Origin of the sequence: Agrobacterium sp. 10MFCol1.1, from assembly GCF_000381165.1 — a bacterium.
Taxonomy (GTDB): domain Bacteria; phylum Pseudomonadota; class Alphaproteobacteria; order Rhizobiales; family Rhizobiaceae; genus Agrobacterium; species Agrobacterium tumefaciens.
In genome coordinates this window covers 188,250-205,993 of the sequence record NZ_KB906079.1, presented here as the reverse complement: position 1 = coordinate 205,993, position 17,744 = coordinate 188,250, and the positions used below count along the sequence as shown (strand labels likewise).

Here is a 17,744-nt window from a genome sequence, read left to right as displayed (position 1 = left end):
CCCATGCATTCGGAAAAACGCGGCCGTGAATTCTATGTCCTCGCCTTCTTTTTTCTGCTCTTCGTGCTGTTCCTCTACGGCCCGCTGTCGGCAATCCTCATCCTTGCCTTTCAGGGGCCGAATGGCGGACTGACCTTTCCACTCAACGGCGTTTCGCTGCACTGGTTCGGCAATCTTTTTGAACAGCAGGCGGTCGGCGATTTTGGCGGCTCGTTCCGCCGTTCCTTCGGGCTTGGCGTTATGGTCATGGTCGTCACGGTGCTCGTCTCGCTTTTGGCGGGTCTCGCTTTCCGGCGCAAATTCATCGGCGCGACGCCGCTATTCTATCTTTCCGTCGCAAGCCTCGTGGTGCCATCGATCATCATATCACTCGGTATCGGCGTTCTTTTCCAACAACTTGGGCTGGAACCTTCATGGTATACATCAGCATTTGGCGCGCACCTGACCTGGACGCTGCCATTCGGCGTGCTCATCATGCTGGCGGTTTTCAACCGCTTTTCTCCATCCTATGAAGAAGCCGCCCGCGATCTCGGGGCATCCGCCTGGCAGACCTTTGCCCATGTGGTGCTGCCGATGATTGCACCGAGCCTGATAGGCGTCGGCCTGTTCGGCTTTACGCTTTCCTATGACGAATTTGCCCGTACGCTGATGACGTCAGGCACCTACAACACCCTGCCGCTGGAAATCTACGGCATGACCACCAACGTCACGACGCCAGTGCTTTACGCGCTCGGAGCCGTCACGACCCTTTTCTCCTTCCTGGTTATTGCGGCCACGCTTGGCCTGATCGTCACTCTGAACCGTCGCCATTCGCGTTGATGAAAAAACAGAACATGCGCATCCTCGTCATTAATCCGAATACGACGCAATCCATGACAGCGACGATCGCCGACGCGGCGACGCGGGCGGCCAGTTGCGATACGGAAATCTTCGCAGTGACCTCTTCCATGGGGCCTGTCTCCATCGAAGGATATTACGATGAGGTTTTCGCGGTACCCGGCCTGCTGCTCGAGCTTGCCAAGGCGCCGACGCTTGGTGCCAGGGCAGCCGTCATCGCCTGTTTCGACGACACCGGACTCGATGCGGCCCGCGCGCTCGCCGACATACCCGTAATTGGGATTTGCGAAGCGGCGGTTTCAGCCACGGCATTCATCGCGCAGAGGTTTACGATCGTTACGACGATGGAGCGTTCGCGGCTGCCGCTCGAACATCTCGTTCACCGTTATGGCATGTCTGCCCGCTGCAATGTGCGTGCCGCCGATATTCCCGTCCTGTCGCTGGAAGATCCGGCATCAAATGCCAGGGAGAGGCTGCGGGAAGAGATTTCACTGGCCCTGCGTCAAGATCGCGCCGAAGCGATTGTGCTTGGCTGCGCCGGTATGGCGGATCTCACCGCCGAGTTGCGCAGCGAATTCGGCGTGCCTGTTATCGATGGCGTCGCTGCGGCGGTGAAACAGGCGGAATCGCTGGTATCGATGGGGCTTTCGACCGCCAAGCGCGGCGCCTATGCCACGCCACTCGCCAAGCCCTATCGCGGATTGCTTGAAGCGTTCGGGCCGGACAGGCTTGCCGGGGTATCTGTGGACGGTTGAAACAGCCGTTCCAATGTGTTCGGACGGTGCCGCGGTCTGCCGTAAAATGCACGCGAATATTTCCCAGAAATCGGCGACGGATTTTGCGCGGGTCTGCGTTAAAGTGGCAAGGTGCGGGACATCCTCACTGAAGCCGCCGTCATTCCGCATGGATTTCGCCCGTGTCCGACAGGACAGTACGGAGACAAAGCCCGATACATGGTAAGCGATCCGGATGCAGATTTGGTGGCGGATGTCGCTGCGGGAGATGTCCGCGCGATGCAGGCTCTGGTGACGGCCAAACTGCCGAGGATCATGGCGCTTGCCACGCGTATGCTGGGTGATCCGGCAGAGGCGGAAGACATCGCGCAGGAGACCTTCCTGCGCATATGGAAACATGCAGGCACGTGGCGGCAGGGGCGTGCGAAATTCGACACATGGATCCACCGGGTGGCGCTGAACCTCTGTTACGACCGCTTGCGAAAGCGCCGGGAAATATCGGTTGCTGAGCCGCCCGAACAGATTGACGGCAGTGTGCTGCCCGATGCCGCCCTGCCATATGATGGTGACGAGAGCGGTGCCGTGGCGCGCGCCTTGCAGGCCATACCCGCGCGACAAAGGGAGGCGATCGTTCTGGTCTATTATCAGGAGATGTCGAACCGCGAGGCGGCTGATGTCATGCATGTCAGTGTGGACGCACTGGAAAGCCTTCTGGCGCGTGGCCGCCGGGCACTCCATGCGATTTTGAATGAGGGCGACCAATGAACGGGGCGAAGAAGACGCTCATGGATAACAAGGTTTTTTCCGATCTTGTGGCGGCCTATGGTGCCGATCCACAACGCTGGCCGGAAGACCGGCGGCTGGAGGCCATGGCTTATGCGGAGACGGCAGACGGCAGGCGCCTGATTGCGCAGGCGGCACCTCTCGATTTTACGCTGTCGGCATATCGTCTTCGCGACCCTTCGGCCATGCTCAACGCGAAGATCATGGCGCAGGCAAAGGCGCAGACCACCAGACGCAGATGGATCGTCCGGTACGGGCTGGGTGCGGGCATGATCGGCATCAGCCTTGCGGGCGCGCTGACGGGAGCGGTTGCCGTCATCAACCTCACGCCACCGCCCGCCCTGACATTGGGCGATACGTTGACCGCGTTCGGAAACCTGCAAACCGAAAACGAAATGACCGAGGAGACGAAATGAGCGATCAGAATTTCCGCTGGATAGTCGTTGTCCTTCTCGTCGCGAATACATTTCTTGTCTGCGCGCTTGCCGGTGCAGGGTTCGTTTATCTGCGGAACGACCCGGCCGCTGCCGCTGCCCGCATGCCGCTTGCGGGCGAACAATTGCCAAAGACCGAAAGGGAGGCCTTCCGGCGCAGCCTCAGCGATGCACGCAGGACCATGCGGGAAACCTCCGCCGAGGCGCGCCAGGCGCGTATCGAGGCGGCGTCCCTGATGGGGGCAGAAACGCTTGACCCGGAGGCATTGTCCGCAGCGCTTGAGCGTGCCCGCAAGGCGGAATATGAGGTCCGCGCCGCAACCGAGATGCAGGCCGTGGAGTTCGCCCGCACATTGTCGCTAGAGGCGCGGCGCCGGCTCGCGGAAGGCTTGCTCGCCCGTGAGGCGCCGAAACCGGCCACGAAATAATCACATTTCAACAGCGACGGATTTTGGCCCTGGCGCCCGTTGAATGGTCGATAACGAAACGGAGTTCGTATCGGCCATGTCAAATTCCAGGGAATTGGATGCAGCACTCTGTCTGTGGCGTTTCGGCCTCGGCGCGCGTGAAGGCGATATCCAGGCGATCAAAGACGACCCGCGCGATCTGTTGCGGCTGGAAATTACCGAACGCGCCACACCAATTCCTGTCGGCGCACAGCTTCATTCCAGCGCCGATCTTCTGATATCGCTGATGGCGTATAACAAGGAGATCAAGGCCGAGCGTGAAAAACCTGCTGTCCTTGCCGTCGCGGCCACCACCGGCGCCGCGGGTGCGACCGCAGGGGCCATGAGCCCATCATCGCCGGCTATGGCAACTGCCGCAAACGCTATGGACAATGCGGGCATGGTGCCGCCTGCCAGTGCTTCACAGGACAAGAAGCCGGACGTGCCGGCCACCAAGCGCCCCTATTTTCCCCAGCAGATACTGCTTGCGGAGGCGGACGCCCGCTTCAACGGCACGATACGCCAGCCGCTGATCGGTTTTGGCGAGCGGTTGGCAATGTTCTGGGCCAATCACTTCGCGGTTGCCACCGGCAAGGGCGGTGATGTGCACATTCTCGCCGGCGCTTTCGAGCGTGAGGCGATCCGTCCGCATGTCTTCGGCAATTTCGAGGATATGCTGGTCGCAGTCGAGACCCATCCCGCCATGCTGTATTTTCTCGACAATCAGCAATCGATCGGACCGAATTCGCAGGCCAACAGGAATGGCAAGCGCGGGCTCAACGAAAACCTCGCGCGCGAAATCATGGAACTGCACACGCTCGGGGTGGATGGCGGCTATAGTCAGGCTGATGTTACAGCACTTGCCCGCATCATCACCGGCTGGAGCGTTTATCGCGACGAGAAGCGCCCCGGTCCGCTTGGCCGCTTTTCCTTCAACGCCTACAACCATGAACCGGGCGACCATGCCGTGATGGGCATCAGCTATGGTGAAGCGGGGGTAGAGCAGGGGCGGTGGGTGCTGCGCGATCTTGCGCACCATCCGTCCACCGCGCGCCATCTCGCCTACAAGCTCGTACGTCACTTCATCAGCGACCAGCCACCGCCGGAGCTGGTGGCGAAACTTGCCGCCGCCTACACCAAGAGCCACGGCGATCTTTCTGCCACCTATATGGCGCTGATCGAGGCTGAACAGTCTTGGAGCCCGGCGCTGACCAAGCTCAGACCCCCGTTAGATTTCGTGACGACCGTCATCAGGGCGAGTGGAATAGTGCCAAAACCCGAGCAGGTAATTTCAGTGCTCAACGCATTGGGTCAGCCGCTGTGGAACCCCTCCGGCCCGAACGGCTTTGCCGATGTCACCGATAGCTGGGGTTCTTCCGAGGGCCTGGCGACGCGTATCGATGCCGCCAGTCTGTTCGCCCATCAGGTTGCGGGTTCAATCGATCCGCGCGACTTCGTCGCAGACCGGCTGGGGCCGCTTTTGTCCGAGGAGACGAAAAAGGCCGTGCAGCGGGCTGAGAGCAAACCGCAGGGACTGACGATTGCTTTCCTTTCCCCCGAATTCCAGAGGCGTTGACCATGCTGTGTGAACATCTTTCCCCAACCCGCCGCGCTCTTCTTGGCACAGGCGGCGCGCTTTTTGCCTGGGCCTTCATGCCGCGTTTTGCTTTTGCTGCCGGCGGGCGCGACCCACGTTTCGTCACCATCATCCTGCGCGGCGCGCTCGACGGGCTGACCGCCGTGCCGCCCGTCGGCGACCCCGACTATGAGGCGCTAAGGCAACAGATCGCCATGCGCACTGAAGGCGACAATCCAGCCCTCGCGCTGGATGGTTTCTTTGCGCTCCATCCATCCCTTCGCAATTTCCAGCGGCTGTACCGGAAGGGCGAGGCAGCGGTGGTCCACGCCAGCGCCACCGGTTATCGTGACCGTTCGCATTTTGATGGCCAGGATGTGCTGGAATCGGGTTTTCCGACCCCCGGCCATGTCGAGACGGGTTGGCTGAACCGTCTGCTCGAACAGTTGCCGGCGGGTGAAACCATCAATCCAGCTGCGGCCGGGCAGCGGGTGAGCGGCCTTGCCATTGGCGCCAGCGCTCCGCTTGTCATTCGCGGCAAGGCACCGATATTGGGATGGGCGCCATCCGTTCTCAAGCCCGCCGATGGCGATCTCGCTCCGCGCCTTGCCGATCTCTACGGCCAGACGGACCCGATGCTGGCGGCACTGCTCGCCGAGGGTATCGAAACCGGCAGGATCGCCTCCGGCGTCGATATTAAGGCCCGCGGTGGTCCGGGTGATCCCGTTGGCATGGAACAGATGGCGCGGGGTGCAGCACGGCTGATTGCGCACCCGGAAGGGCCGCGCGTTGCGGCGCTGGCTTTCGAGGGTTGGGACACCCATGCCCATGAGGTCGAGCGTCTTTCAAAATTGTTGAGCGGGCTGGACAATGCGCTTGCCGCCTTCGAGCAGGAGCTGGGACCGGTCTGGAAGGATACGGCCATATTGGTCGCGACGGAATTTGGCCGCACCGCCCGTATCAACGGTACGGAAGGAACTGACCACGGAACGGCAACAACGGCCTTTCTCGCCGGCGGCAGCATCCGTGGCGGGCGTGTCATCGCCGATTGGCCCGGCCTCAAGCTCGCGCAGTTGCGGGATGGGCGGGACCTTGCGCCCACGACGGATATTCGCGCGATCATCAAGGGTCTCGCGGTCGATCATCTCGGCGCAAGCGCTGCCATGCTCGACAAGGCGGTCTTTCCCGGTTCGGAGGCCATCCGGCCCATGAAGGGACTGATCGTCTGAGGCTCGAAAAGACGTAAAAACGAAGATATGGAGCGCGTCGAACGATCCTGTTCATCGAGGATGCGCTCCCGCCTCTTCATATCCCTGTCATAATAGTGTCTGATATCGATATCGTTTTTGATACGGACATTGTTTAGACGAACAGCCGTTGCACGCTCAGGGAGCTTTTTCGTGAAGTCGTCAACGCAAACCATCCGCACTGAAGCGGCCACCCCTCGAAGCGGCACGCCCGGCGAAGTTTTTACGGCGTTCCTGAAGCTCGGGGTCACCTCCTTCGGCGGTCCCATCGCCCATCTCGGTTATTTTCGCGATGAGCTGGTCTTGCGGCGTAAATGGATCGATGAGGCGGGTTATGCCGATCTCGTGGCGCTCTGCCAGTTCTTACCGGGGCCGGCCTCCAGCCAGGTCGGTTTTGCCCTTGGGTTGCTGCGGGCAGGGCCGCTCGGTGCGCTGGCGGCCTGGACGGCCTTCACCCTGCCATCCGCTATCCTCCTGCTTCTCTTCGCCATGGTCGCCGCGTCGATAGAAGGGCCGGTCGGTACCGGCCTGTTGCATGGCCTCAAGATCGTTGCGGTCGCCGTGGTGGCGCAGGCCGTCTGGGGCATGGCAAAGAGCCTTGCCCCAGATAGACAGCGTGCCAGCATCGCGCTCGTCGGCATCATCTGCGTCGTGTTTGTCGCGGGGGCTTTTGGCCAGATTCTGGCGCTTGCCTTGGGTGCCATTGCGGGGCTTTGCTTCTGCCGCAGCGAGGCCGCGCGTCAGGCATCCCATCTCGCATTCCGGGTGCCGAAAAGTGTCGGATACATTGCGCTTGCCACTTTCGCGCTCCTGCTGGCCTTCCTGCCGGTCTTCGCGGCGATGGCCGGCTCGCAAGGCCTCTCATTGTTCGATGCGTTCTATCGTGCCGGCGCCCTTGTCTTTGGTGGCGGCCATGTGGTGCTGCCGTTGCTCCAATCGGCAGTGGTTTCCACGGGCTGGGTGACGGAAGATGCGTTTATCGCCGGTTACGGTGCAACCCAGGCCGTTCCCGGCCCGCTGTTCACCTTCGCGGCCTACCTCGGCGCTGTGGTGGGGCCGCAGCCGAACGGTATTGCGGGAGCAGCCATTGCGCTTGTCGCGATCTTTCTGCCGGGCATGCTACTGCTCGTCGGTGCGCTGCCCTTCTGGGAGGGGTTTCGCAAGCACCTTCTGGCGCAGGCTGCCATGCGCGGCGCAAATGCCGCCGTCGTTGGCATTCTCGGGGCCGCGCTTTATGATCCGGTGTGGACAAGCGCCATATTCATGCCGAAGGATTTTGCACTTGCGCTGACGGGTTTCATCCTGTTGACGGTGTGGAAGACGCCGCCATGGATCGTGGTGGTCATCTGCGCGATTGGTGGCGTTCTGCTCGCCCTGTCATAGACCGTCTTGCGCAGGACCGATATTGGTAAACATCCAGTCCGAGAAGGCCTGCATGGCTGGTGTCGGCGGCTTTGATTGCAGCCTCGTCAGCCAGTAGCTGCCAAGCGATATGGTGACGGGGAAGGGCTGCACGATAGTCCCGGATGCAAGATGCCGCGAGAACATTGATGGCGGGGCGAGCGCCACGCCGAGCCCTTGCAATGCGGCCTCCATCATGCCGAGCGAGGTATCGAAAACGATGCCGGCATTCACCTGCGCAACCGGCGTCACGCCAGCCGCGGCAAACCACGTGGCCCATTCGTCAGACCTGTAGCTGCGCAACAGCGTGGCGTCCGCGAGATCAGCGGGGGATTTCAGTGTCTCCGCCAGTTTCGGCGTACAGAGAGGCGAAAGGGGCGCCTCGAAAAGCCGGAATGCATCCGTGCCATGCCAAGAGCCCTGGCCGAATCGAATGGCGAAATCCAGGCCTTCGGCGGCCATGTCCACGCGGTTGTTGTTGGTGGAAACGCGCACGTCGATGAACGGGTGCCGCTTTTGAAATTCCCTCAGCCGCGGCAGCAGCCAGCCCACGGCAAAGGTTCCCACGACGCCCAGAAACAGCAGTTCGCGCACCTGACCGGCTTCGATCCTGTCGAGCGTGATCGCCATCTGGTCGAAAGAGCTGGTGACCGTCGGTAGCAGGGCTTCGCCTTCCGCGGTGATTTTCAGGCCTCTTGGAAGCCGTTGAAAAAGGGAAACCCCCAGTCGTTTTTCGAGGCCCTTCACCTGTTGGCTCACAGCCGCCTGCGTCACGCAGAGTTCTATGGCCGCGCGGGTGAAACTGAGGTGCCGCGCTGATGCCTCAAATGCCCTCAAGCCGTTCAGTGGAAGAAATTGCCGAACCATTCAAGACCTAGATTTTGTTATGCCTCGTCCGAGATATCATGATTTGTTCGTGCAATGTAGGGCGGTTAAACGTCTTTCGCTGGGGACGGCGCAGGCGCCGAAAATCCACTTGAGGTTTTGGAGAACGCGAAAGATGAAACTTAATCGCAGACATATTGCATTGGCCACATTGATCTCGACGAGCCTGTTCACGCAGGCTTTTGCCGCTGATGATGCCAGGCTGAAAGCGATAACGGATGCAGCGATCAAGCCGGTGATGGAGAAGAACGGTATTCCGGGTCTGGCCGTTGGCATCAGTGTCGATGGCGAAAACCACGTCTTCACCTACGGTGTCATGTCCAAAACTACGGGCCAGCCGGTTACCCCGCAGACGCTTTTCGAGCTGGGTTCCATCAGCAAGACATTCACGGTCACGCTCAGTACCTATGCGGAGACGCAGGGCAAACTGTCACTATCTGGCAAGGTCGAAGACTATCTTCCCTCCATGAAGGGCAAACCGTTTGGCGATGTCACGCTGATGCATCTTGGCACCCACACCGCCGGCGGCTTTCCGTTGCAGGTGCCGGACAATGTCAAGACGGAGCCGCAGCTTTTGGCCTATCTCAAGGCCTGGAAGCCTGCATACGAGGCGGGAACGCACAGAACCTACGCCAATCCCAGCATCGGAATGCTCGGATACGTCACCGCAAAGGCCATGGGCCAAAGCTATGACAGCGCTATGCAGGACGTACTGTTTCCGGCGCTTGGATTGAAGAGCACCTTCACCATGGTGCCCAAGGCAAAGATGGCCGATTATGCGCAGGGTTATAAGAGAACCGGCGAACCGGCCCGCATGACGCCAGCCATTCTCTCATCGGAGGCTTACGGGGTCAGATCGACGGCGACCGACATGATCCGTTTCGTCAATGCGAATATGGGGCTGGAAAAGCTGGACGGAAAACTCCAGCAGGCGATCGCCAACACTCATGCGGGATATTTCAGCGTTGGCGCGATGACGCAGGATATGATCTGGGAGCAATATGCCTACCCAGCCGCGCTGAAAACACTGATCGAAACGAACTCCGGCGCCTTGCTCAAGACGGTGCCGGTATCGGAAATTTCGCCGCCGATGAAGCCGCGTGGCGATGTCTTCATCAACAAGACCGGCTCCACCAACGGTTTCGGAGCCTATGTGGCGTTCATACCGGAGCAGAAACTCGGTATCGTCATTCTGGCCAATAAAAACTATCCCAATGAGGATCGTGTTGCCGTGGCTTACGAGATTTTGAACGGACTCAAAAGCTCCGAATGATGTCAATGCTGGCGTAAACGCGTACAGGACAAGGGTGGCATTTCGGTCGTAATTCATTTGCTCGCCTGCATTGTCATCCTTGCCTTGAAAACATGCATTCCCGACCCTGAAAATCGGCGTATGCCCATATTTTGAGCGCTTGTAATCAAGGCTCAAAAATGGGCTTGACGTCTGCCGAAATTTCTCACCAAATGAACCAATGTTCGATTGGTTCACACAAGTGGTGCGGCTTGGCGACAAACCCTAACGACAATTCAAACTACGCGCTGGCGAAGCTTCGCGAGTATATTCAGACGAAGAATCTCTCGAATGACGGCCGTCTGCCGACGGAGCGGGCATTTGCCGAGACCTTCAATGTCGGCCGCCGGTCAATCCGCCGTGCTCTGGAGGTTCTGGAGGCCGAGGGTCTTATCTGGCGTCGCCAGGGGGCCGGAACCTTTGTGGGTGAAAAGCCGGACGATTGGTCCACCCAGGTTACCGAAATGGTCGCCAGCACCGATATCATGGAAATCATGGAAGTCCGCCTGCGCATCGAACCGCAACTGGCGCAGCTTGCAGCCATGCGCGCCAAGCCCGCCGAGGTAGAGCGCATGCGCGCGCTCGTCAAGAAGACCGGCGAAAGCACGGATGCCGATGCCAAGGAATTGTGGGACGGCTCGCTCCACCGCCAGATAGCCCAGAGTGCTGGCAACAAACTGTTCCTGTCGATCTTCGATGTCGTGAACCGTATTCGCCAGGACGATGCCTGGCAGTCGATACGCGAACTCGCCCGGCGCAGTGGCACGAATGGCAAGGCGTCTTTCGAACAGCATGTCGCCATCGTCGATGCCATTGCCAATCGCGATCCGGCGCGTGCCGGAGAGGCGATGCGCCAGCACCTTCTCATGCATCAGGAACGATTGATCCGCGCCACTTCGCTCGGGTTTCAGGAGGAGAGCGCTGCGGAAGACCGTGCGGCGAAGAGCATCAACGAAGCCGACAATCCGCTTACCCCGGCCTCTTAGGCCGCGGACGTAAACCCGCCGGTCCTTCGGGGCCGGCCAATGATAAAAGTCAAAGAAAACCAGACCAGAGGATCGAACATGAAGAAAATCTACACACTGACTGCGGCGCTGTTGGCAAGCGCGTTTCTGACCGCACCAGCCATGTCTTCCGAATTGCGCATCGGCCTCAACGATGACGCGGACGTGCTTGATCCCGCGCAATCGCGCACCTTCGTCGGCCGTATCGTCTACACCTCCATGTGCGACAAGCTGGTGGATATCTCGCAGGACATGAAGATCGTTCCCCAGCTTGCCACCGAATGGGCCTGGTCCGAGGGTGGCAAGGTGCTGACGATGAAAATTCGCGACGGCGTGAAGTTCCACGACGGCGAGACGCTGGATGCGGCCGCCGTCGTCGCCACCATCGAGCGCAACATGACCCTTCCGGAATCCCGCCGTAAGAGCGAGTTATCCTCGGTTGAAAAGGTTGAGGCCACCGGGCCGCTGGAAGTCAAGTTCACGCTGAAGACGCCCGATGTCACGCTGCTTGCCCAGCTTTCAGATCGCGCGGGCATGATCGTCGCGCCGAAGGCCGCCAAGGAGCTGGGCGCGAATTTCGGCTCCAAGCCGGTTTGCGCCGGACCGTTCAAATTCGTCGAGCGCATCCAGCAGGACCGTATCGTCCTCGAAAAATTCGCGGATTATTGGGACAAGGACAAGATCAAGGTCGACAAGATCGTCTACCTGCCAATTCCCGATACCACTGTGAAGCTTGCAAACCTCCGCTCTGGCGATCTCGACATTGCCGAACGTATCTCGGCGTCCGATGCGGAATCCGTCAAGAATGACCCCAAATTGACCTATGCGGATGTGATCGGTCCGGGCTACATGGCCATGTATGTCAACATCAACAACGGCGCGCGCGCTGACAATCCGCTCGGCAAGGACAAGCGCCTGCGTCAGGCCTTCTCTTATGCGATTGACCGCGAAGCGATCGGCCAGATCGTGTTTGAGGGTACGTCCAAGGCCGGCAATCAGTCATTCCCGCCGACAAGCCCATGGTTCAACCAGAACCTGCCGGTGCCGCCCCGCGACATCGACAAAGCCAAGCAGCTGATGAAGGAGGCTGGCTACGAGAAGCTCGATATCGAACTTCAGCACGCCAACAACACCACGCAGACGCAGATGATGCAGGTGATCCAGTCCATGGTGGCGGAGGCTGGCTTCAACGTGACGCTGAAGGCCACCGAATTTGCGACGCTTCTTTCCGAACAGACCGCCGGCAACTATCAGCTCAGCCGTTCTGACTGGTCTGGTCGTATCGATCCCGATGGCAATCTTCACCAGTTCGTCACCTGCAAGGGCGGCATCAACGATGTGAAATATTGTAATCCTGAAGTCGACAAGCTGCTGAACGAAGCACGCGCCTCGACTGAAGATGCGGTCCGCAAGGAGAAATACGATGCGGCAAGCGTCATCCTAAACGACGACATGCCGATCATCTATCTCGGCCACCAGCCCTATGCCTATGCCATTTCCAAGAAGGTCAAGGGCTGGGAGCCTTCGCCTGATGGCATGATCCGCCTTCTCGGCGTCAGCAAGGACTAAGCGCTTCAAATCCGCCGCACGGCTTGCCGTGCGGCCCTCCAGAACGTGCACGAACGGGGGCAATGCCATGCCTGTCTATATCGGCAAGCGACTGCTGGTCGCGATCCCGACGCTTTTGATCATCTCCATCTTCGTCTTCTCGCTGCAGAAACTGTTGCCGGGTGATCCTGTTCTCGCCATGGCGGGTGAGGAGCGTGATCCGGCGACGATTGAATTCCTGCGGGAGAAGTATCGCCTGAACGACCCGGTGCCGCTCCAGTACATCAACTGGCTGGGCGGCGTGGTGACCGGCGATTTCGGTATTTCGCTGAGGACCAACCAGCCAGTGCTGGAACTGATCGGCCAGAAGCTGCCGGTCACCATCCAGCTGGCTGTGATGGCGATGTTCTTTGCGATGGTCATCGGTATCCCGATCGGCATTCTGGCCGCCGTCAAGAAAAACACATGGATCGACTACACCGCCAATATCGTGGCGCTTTCCGGCCTGTCGATCCCGAATTTCTGGCTCGGTATCATGCTGATCCTGCTGGTTTCAGTGAAGCTCGGCTGGCTGCCGGCATCCGGATATGAATCGATATTCGTCGACCCCGTTCGCTCCATCGAGACGATGATCATGCCCGCCTTCGTGCTCGGCAATGCGCTTGCGGCAACGTTGATGCGCCACACGCGTTCGGCAATGGTCGCGGTTTTGAGTTCAGACTATATCCGCACCGCCCGCGCCAAGGGGCTTTCGCCGCGCGAGATCATCCTGTCGCACAGTTTTCGCAACGCGCTTCTGCCCGTCATCACGCTGTTGGCACTGCTTTTCGGTGAGTTGCTGGCCGGTGCGGTTCTGACGGAGCAGATATTTACCATTCCCGGCTTCGGCAAGATGACCGTCGATGCGGTCTTCACCCGCGATTACGCCGTCGTCCAGGGCATCGTGCTCTGCACCGCGGTCGGCTTCATCCTCATGAACCTGCTGGCGGACATTGCCTATGTCCTGCTTAACCCTCGCCTCAGGGCGACGATCTGAGGCCTGATATCATGACCGCTCTCGATCAAAACATGTCCGTACCGGTGCCGCGGCAGGAAAGCCGCGCCTGGAAGAAAATGAAGCGCAACAAATCGGCGCTCGCCGGTCTGATTATCGTGCTTTTCTTCACGGTACTTGCCGTCGCAGCACCGATCCTGCCGATTGCTGACCCTATTGCGACCAGCTGGTCGGCCATCCGCAAGGCGCCGTCCGCCGCCCACTGGCTCGGCACCGACGATCTTGGCCGTGATATCCTTTCGCGCATGATTTATGGCGCGCGCGCTTCGCTGATGGCGGGTGTTGTCTCCGTCATGATTGCGGTGGTCATCGGCGTGCCCTTCGGGTTGATCGCCGGTTATTTCGGTGGCTGGGTGGATATGGTCATATCGCGCATCACCGAAGCGCTGCTGGCTATGCCGTTCCTCATCATGGCTATTGCCCTTGCGGCCTTCCTCGGCCCGAGCCTTACCAACGCGATGATCGCCATCGGGCTTTCCGCCATGCCGATTTTCGTTCGGTTGACCCGTGGTCAGGTGCTGGCGGTCAAGATGGAAGATTATGTCGAGGGGGCAAGGTCGATTGGCCTCAACCACTTCGACATCATGACACGATACATCCTGCCAAATGTCTTTGCTCCCATCATCGTGCAGGCGACCTTGACGGTTGCGACGGCCATCATTGCGGAAGCGAGCCTGTCCTTCCTCGGCCTTGGCCAGCAGGCACCGGCGCCGTCGTGGGGTTCCATGCTGAACACCGCGAAGAACTTTCTGAGCCAGGCACCGTGGATGACGATGTGGCCCGGCATTGCAATTTTCCTCGTCGTCATAGGCTTCAATCTCCTGGGCGATGGCCTGCGTGATGCGCTCGATCCGCGCGAAGCATGATTTCTCATAAGGAACTGACTGAATGACCGAATTTACCACACGCCCCGAGATCCTTGGCACATTCGGCGTCGTCACCTCGACGCACTGGATCGCATCGGCCGTGGGCATGGCAATCCTCGAAAAGGGAGGTAACGCCTTCGACGCAGCGGTTGCCACCGGCTTCGTGCTGCAGATCGTCGAACCGCATCTCTGTGGTCCCGGCGGCGACATGCCTGCCGTCTTTTATTCAAAGAAGAAGGACAAGGTCGAAGTCATCTGCGCGCAGGGGCCTGCTCCGAGTGGCGCCACCATCGAGCACTATACCTCGGAGGGGCTCAAGCTGATCCCCGGCGATGGTCTGCTTGCAACCGTCATTCCCGGAGCCTTCGATGGCTGGATGCTGATGCTGCGCGACTACGGCACGATGAGCGTGCGCGAGGTGCTGGAACCAGCCATCTATTATGCGGAATACGGACATCCGACTCTGCCGCGCGTTTCCGCCACCATCAAGGGGCTGGCGGAATTCTTCGAGAAGGAATGGCCGACATCCTACGAGACCTGGCTGCCGGGTGGTGCCGCACCCGAGCCGCACGCCCTTTTCAGGAATCCTGTACTTGCGGAAACCTACAAGCGGATCGTCACTGAATCCGAAGCGCGTTCGGGTCGCGAAAACCAGATTGAAGCCGCACGCGACGCTTTCTATCGGGGTTTCGTAGCGGAAGCCATCGACACTTACGTCAAGACCGCTGAAGTCATGGATGCAAGCGGCACCAAGCACAAGGGCGTGCTGACGGCGCAGGATATGGCGGACTGGAGCGCGACCATCGAAGCGCCGCAGACGCTTGATTATCATGACTGGACGATTGCAAAGACGCCTGCCTGGGGGCAGGGACCGGTTCTGTTGCAGTCGCTCGCCCTTTTGAAAGGCTTCGATCTTGCGGCCATGGACCCGTCCGGCCCCGATTTCATCCACACCATCGTTGAGGCCATGAAGCTCGCCTTTGCCGACCGTGAGGTCTATTACGGCGATCCTGATTTCGGCCAGATTCCGACGGAATATCTTCTCTCTGAAAGCTACAATGCCGGGCGTCGTAAACTGATCGGCAGCGAGGCATCGCTCGATCTGCGTCCCGGCATCGTGCCGGGTTACGAGAAGCAGGTGGACGCCACCATGGCCATGCTCGCCGAAATGAGCGGCAAGGGCACCGTCTACGAGCCCACCATGTCGCATCTTACCGAAAAACGCGGCGATACCGTGCATATCGATGTCATAGACCGCTGGGGCAACATGGTCTCAACCACGCCGTCCGGCGGCTGGCTGCAATCATCGCCAATCGTTCCGGGATTGGGCTTTGCGCTTAATTCCCGCGCCCAGATGTTCTGGTTGAAGGAAGGCCTGCCGACCTCGCTTGCACCGGGAAAACGCCCGCGCACCACGTTGACACCCTCGCTTGCGCTGCATCAGGGACGCCCTTCCATGGTGTTCGGTACTCCGGGCGGCGATCAGCAGGATCAGTGGCAGCTGCCCTTCTTCCTGCGTTATGCGCATCACGGCAAGAACCTGCAGGCGGCCATAGACATGCCGCTGTTCCATACCTCGCATTTTCCGGGCTCGTTTTATCCGCGCACCAGTTCGCCGGGCGAGATCATGGTGGAAAGCACCGTGGGTGATATCACGCTGCAGGAGCTTCGCCGCCGCGGACACAAGGTCACCGTTGCCGATGCGTGGTCGGTGGGCCGCCTGACTGCCGCAAAGCGGGATGCCGATGGCCTGCTGCGGGCCGCCGCAACCCCGCGACTGATGCAGGCCTATGCTGTGGGACGATGACATCATGAATACGACACCTGTTCTCTCCGTTAGAAACCTGACCACTTCTTTTCTCGTCGATGATGCTTGGAAGAGCGTCGTCCGTAACGTCTCCTTCGATGTTGCTCCGGGCGAAACCGTCGCGATTGTCGGCGAGTCCGGTTCGGGAAAGTCCGTCACCTCGCTGTCCATAATGCGTCTGCTTAGCCCCGCTTTCAGCCGGATTGGGGGTGAAGTTCTCTTGAACGGGCGCAATCTTCTGGCGCTTTCCGAGAAGGAAATGCGGGGCGTGCGGGGCAACGACGTCTCGATGATATTTCAGGAGCCTATGACGTCGCTCAATCCGATCTTCACGATCGGCCGCCAGATTTCCGAGGTCCTCATCCGGCACAAGGGCTTTTCGAAGCAGCAGGCAAGGGCGGAGACGGTCCGGCTTCTCGAAAAGGTTCGTATTCCCAACGCGGCCGGTCGCTTTGACGAGTATCCGCATCAGTTTTCCGGTGGCATGCGCCAGCGCGTGATGATCGCAATGGCGCTCGCTTCCCGGCCGAAACTGCTGATCGCCGATGAACCGACGACCGCGCTCGACGTCACCATTCAGGGCCAGATTCTCGATCTGATCAAACTGCTTCAGGAAGAGGAGGGCATGTCGGTCCTCTTCATTACTCATGATATGGGCGTCGTGGCGGAGATCGCCGACCGCACCATTGTCATGTTCCGGGGCGATGAGGTCGAGACCGGACCAACCGGGGATATATTCCAGCGCGGCAAGCATCCCTATACGCGGGCGCTGCTTTCGGCGGTGCCGAAGCTCGGCTCGATGCGCGACCGGCAGTGGCCGACGCGCTTTCCGGTCCTCGACATGAAAACCGGCCTGTCGACCGATCCGGTAGAAATAGCCGAAACGGTTGCGAGCGGACAGACACCTGTCCTGTCGGTCAAGAACCTCGTGACGCGGTTTCCCATCCGCTCCGGCCTTTTGGCCCGGCAGACGGGTGCGGTTCACGCGGTCGAAAACGTCTCCTTCGATCTGTTTCAGGGGGAGACGCTTGCACTGGTCGGCGAGTCCGGTTGCGGAAAGTCGACGACCGGCCGCTCGATCATGCGTCTTGTCGAACCGACGGCCGGCGAGGTTTCGCTCGATGGTTACGATGTGATGCGGCTCGATACCGTCGGCCTGCGCAATATGCGTAAGTCCGTACAGATGATCTTTCAGGATCCGTTCTCGTCGCTCAATCCGCGCATGACGGTGGGTACGGCGATTTCCGAACCCTTCATCAAGCACAAACTGGGCACCACGAAGCAGGCGAAAGAAAAGACTGCCGATCTCCTCGAAAAGGTTGGTCTAACCGCCGACATGGCGAGCCGCTATCCTCACGAATTTTCCGGCGGCCAGCGCCAGCGCATCGCGATTGCCCGTGCGCTTGCCCTCGATCCGAAGGTCATTGTTGCCGACGAAAGCGTGTCGGCTCTCGATGTTTCGATCAAGGCGCAGGTCTGCAACCTGCTCCTCGACCTGCAACAGAGCCTCAATCTCGCTTTCCTCTTCATCTCCCACGATATGGCGGTGGTGGAGCGTGTCAGCCATCGCGTCGCGGTGATGTATCTCGGTGAGATTGTGGAGATCGGTCCGCGCGCTGCTGTTTTCGACAATCCGCAACATGCCTACACGAAGAAACTCATGGCGGCAGTGCCGGTACCCGATCCGGCGCGACGCGGAATAAAGCGCGGCATATCCAACGATGAACTGAAAAGCCCGATACGGCCGATGGGATTTCAAACGCCGACGCGAAACTATAAAACCGTTTCCCCGGGCCATCTGGTTCAGGTTGTTTAAGGTAATTCTAGCATT

At 59.8% G+C, this 17,744-nt stretch carries 16 protein-coding genes; 15 read left to right on the top strand and 1 reads right to left on the bottom strand.

Annotated features, from left to right (window positions below):
- Nucleotides 1-3 precede the first annotated feature (3 nt).
- From F617_RS0119535 to chrA, 8 genes are all read left to right on the top strand, one after another.
- Nucleotides 4-819 carry an ABC transporter permease gene (locus tag F617_RS0119535; RefSeq protein ID WP_003517782.1) on the top strand — a complete coding sequence of 272 codons (816 nt, stop codon included), beginning with the start codon at nt 4-6 and terminating at the stop codon, nt 817-819.
- A gap of 14 nt (nt 820-833) precedes the next feature.
- Nucleotides 834-1,592 carry an aspartate/glutamate racemase family protein gene (locus F617_RS0119530; protein ID WP_019566428.1) on the top strand — a complete coding sequence of 253 codons (759 nt, stop codon included), beginning with the start codon at nt 834-836 and terminating at the stop codon, nt 1,590-1,592.
- A gap of 198 nt (nt 1,593-1,790) precedes the next feature.
- Entirely contained in the window at nt 1,791-2,336 is a 546-nt protein-coding gene (locus F617_RS0119525) for an RNA polymerase sigma factor (RefSeq protein WP_019566427.1), read from the top strand.
- A gap of 20 nt (nt 2,337-2,356) precedes the next feature.
- A complete protein-coding gene (locus tag F617_RS0119520; RefSeq protein WP_236762655.1) occupies nt 2,357-2,770 on the top strand; it encodes a hypothetical protein in 414 nt (137 codons plus the stop codon).
- Nucleotides 2,767-3,216: a periplasmic heavy metal sensor gene (locus tag F617_RS0119515; RefSeq protein ID WP_003517770.1), complete on the top strand. Its 450-nt coding sequence runs from the start codon at nt 2,767-2,769 to the stop codon at nt 3,214-3,216. Before F617_RS0119520 ends, F617_RS0119515 begins: the two co-directional genes overlap by 4 nt.
- Nucleotides 3,217-3,259: 43 nt before the next feature.
- Nucleotides 3,260-4,810: a DUF1800 family protein gene (locus tag F617_RS0119510; RefSeq protein ID WP_019566425.1), complete on the top strand. Its 1,551-nt coding sequence runs from the start codon at nt 3,260-3,262 to the stop codon at nt 4,808-4,810.
- A 2-nt stretch (nt 4,811-4,812) separates the two neighbouring features.
- The gene (locus F617_RS0119505) at nt 4,813-6,039 is read left to right on the top strand and encodes a DUF1501 domain-containing protein (protein ID WP_019566424.1); all 1,227 of its coding nucleotides are present in this window, start codon (nt 4,813-4,815) and stop codon (nt 6,037-6,039) included.
- Between the two features lie 171 nt (nt 6,040-6,210).
- Nucleotides 6,211-7,440, top strand: coding sequence for a chromate efflux transporter (gene chrA / locus F617_RS0119500; RefSeq protein ID WP_019566423.1), 1,230 nt, complete (start codon nt 6,211-6,213; stop codon nt 7,438-7,440).
- On the opposite strand, the gene F617_RS0119495 is transcribed toward chrA, so the two are convergent.
- The gene (locus tag F617_RS0119495; RefSeq protein ID WP_019566422.1) at nt 7,435-8,325 is read right to left on the bottom strand and encodes a LysR substrate-binding domain-containing protein; all 891 of its coding nucleotides are present in this window, start codon (nt 8,323-8,325) and stop codon (nt 7,435-7,437) included. The two genes, chrA and F617_RS0119495, sit on opposite strands and share 6 nt — an antisense overlap.
- A 133-nt stretch (nt 8,326-8,458) precedes the next feature.
- Here F617_RS0119495 and ampC point away from each other — a divergent pair, with 133 nt between their 5' ends.
- The 7 genes from ampC to F617_RS0119460 all read left to right on the top strand — a co-directional run bounded on the left by ampC (nt 8,459) and on the right by F617_RS0119460 (nt 17,729).
- Complete coding sequence (gene ampC / locus F617_RS0119490; RefSeq protein ID WP_019566421.1) at nt 8,459-9,616, top strand: class C beta-lactamase; 1,158 nt, start codon at nt 8,459-8,461, stop codon at nt 9,614-9,616.
- 191 nt (nt 9,617-9,807) lie between these two features.
- Nucleotides 9,808-10,620, top strand: a complete 813-nt coding sequence (locus F617_RS0119485; protein WP_019566420.1) for a FadR/GntR family transcriptional regulator — start codon at nt 9,808-9,810, stop codon at nt 10,618-10,620.
- Between the two features lie 78 nt (nt 10,621-10,698).
- Nucleotides 10,699-12,207 carry an ABC transporter substrate-binding protein gene (locus F617_RS0119480; RefSeq protein ID WP_019566419.1) on the top strand — a complete coding sequence of 503 codons (1,509 nt, stop codon included), beginning with the start codon at nt 10,699-10,701 and terminating at the stop codon, nt 12,205-12,207.
- Between the two features lie 67 nt (nt 12,208-12,274).
- Nucleotides 12,275-13,222, top strand: a complete 948-nt coding sequence (locus tag F617_RS0119475) for an ABC transporter permease (RefSeq protein WP_003499573.1) — start codon at nt 12,275-12,277, stop codon at nt 13,220-13,222.
- 11 nt (nt 13,223-13,233) lie between these two features.
- Nucleotides 13,234-14,106, top strand: coding sequence for an ABC transporter permease (locus F617_RS0119470; protein WP_019566418.1), 873 nt, complete (start codon nt 13,234-13,236; stop codon nt 14,104-14,106).
- Between the two features lie 22 nt (nt 14,107-14,128).
- Nucleotides 14,129-15,913 carry a gamma-glutamyltransferase family protein gene (locus F617_RS0119465; protein ID WP_019566417.1) on the top strand — a complete coding sequence of 595 codons (1,785 nt, stop codon included), beginning with the start codon at nt 14,129-14,131 and terminating at the stop codon, nt 15,911-15,913.
- Between the two features lie 4 nt (nt 15,914-15,917).
- Nucleotides 15,918-17,729, top strand: coding sequence for an ABC transporter ATP-binding protein (locus tag F617_RS0119460; protein ID WP_026330966.1), 1,812 nt, complete (start codon nt 15,918-15,920; stop codon nt 17,727-17,729).
- Nucleotides 17,730-17,744 lie beyond the last annotated feature (15 nt).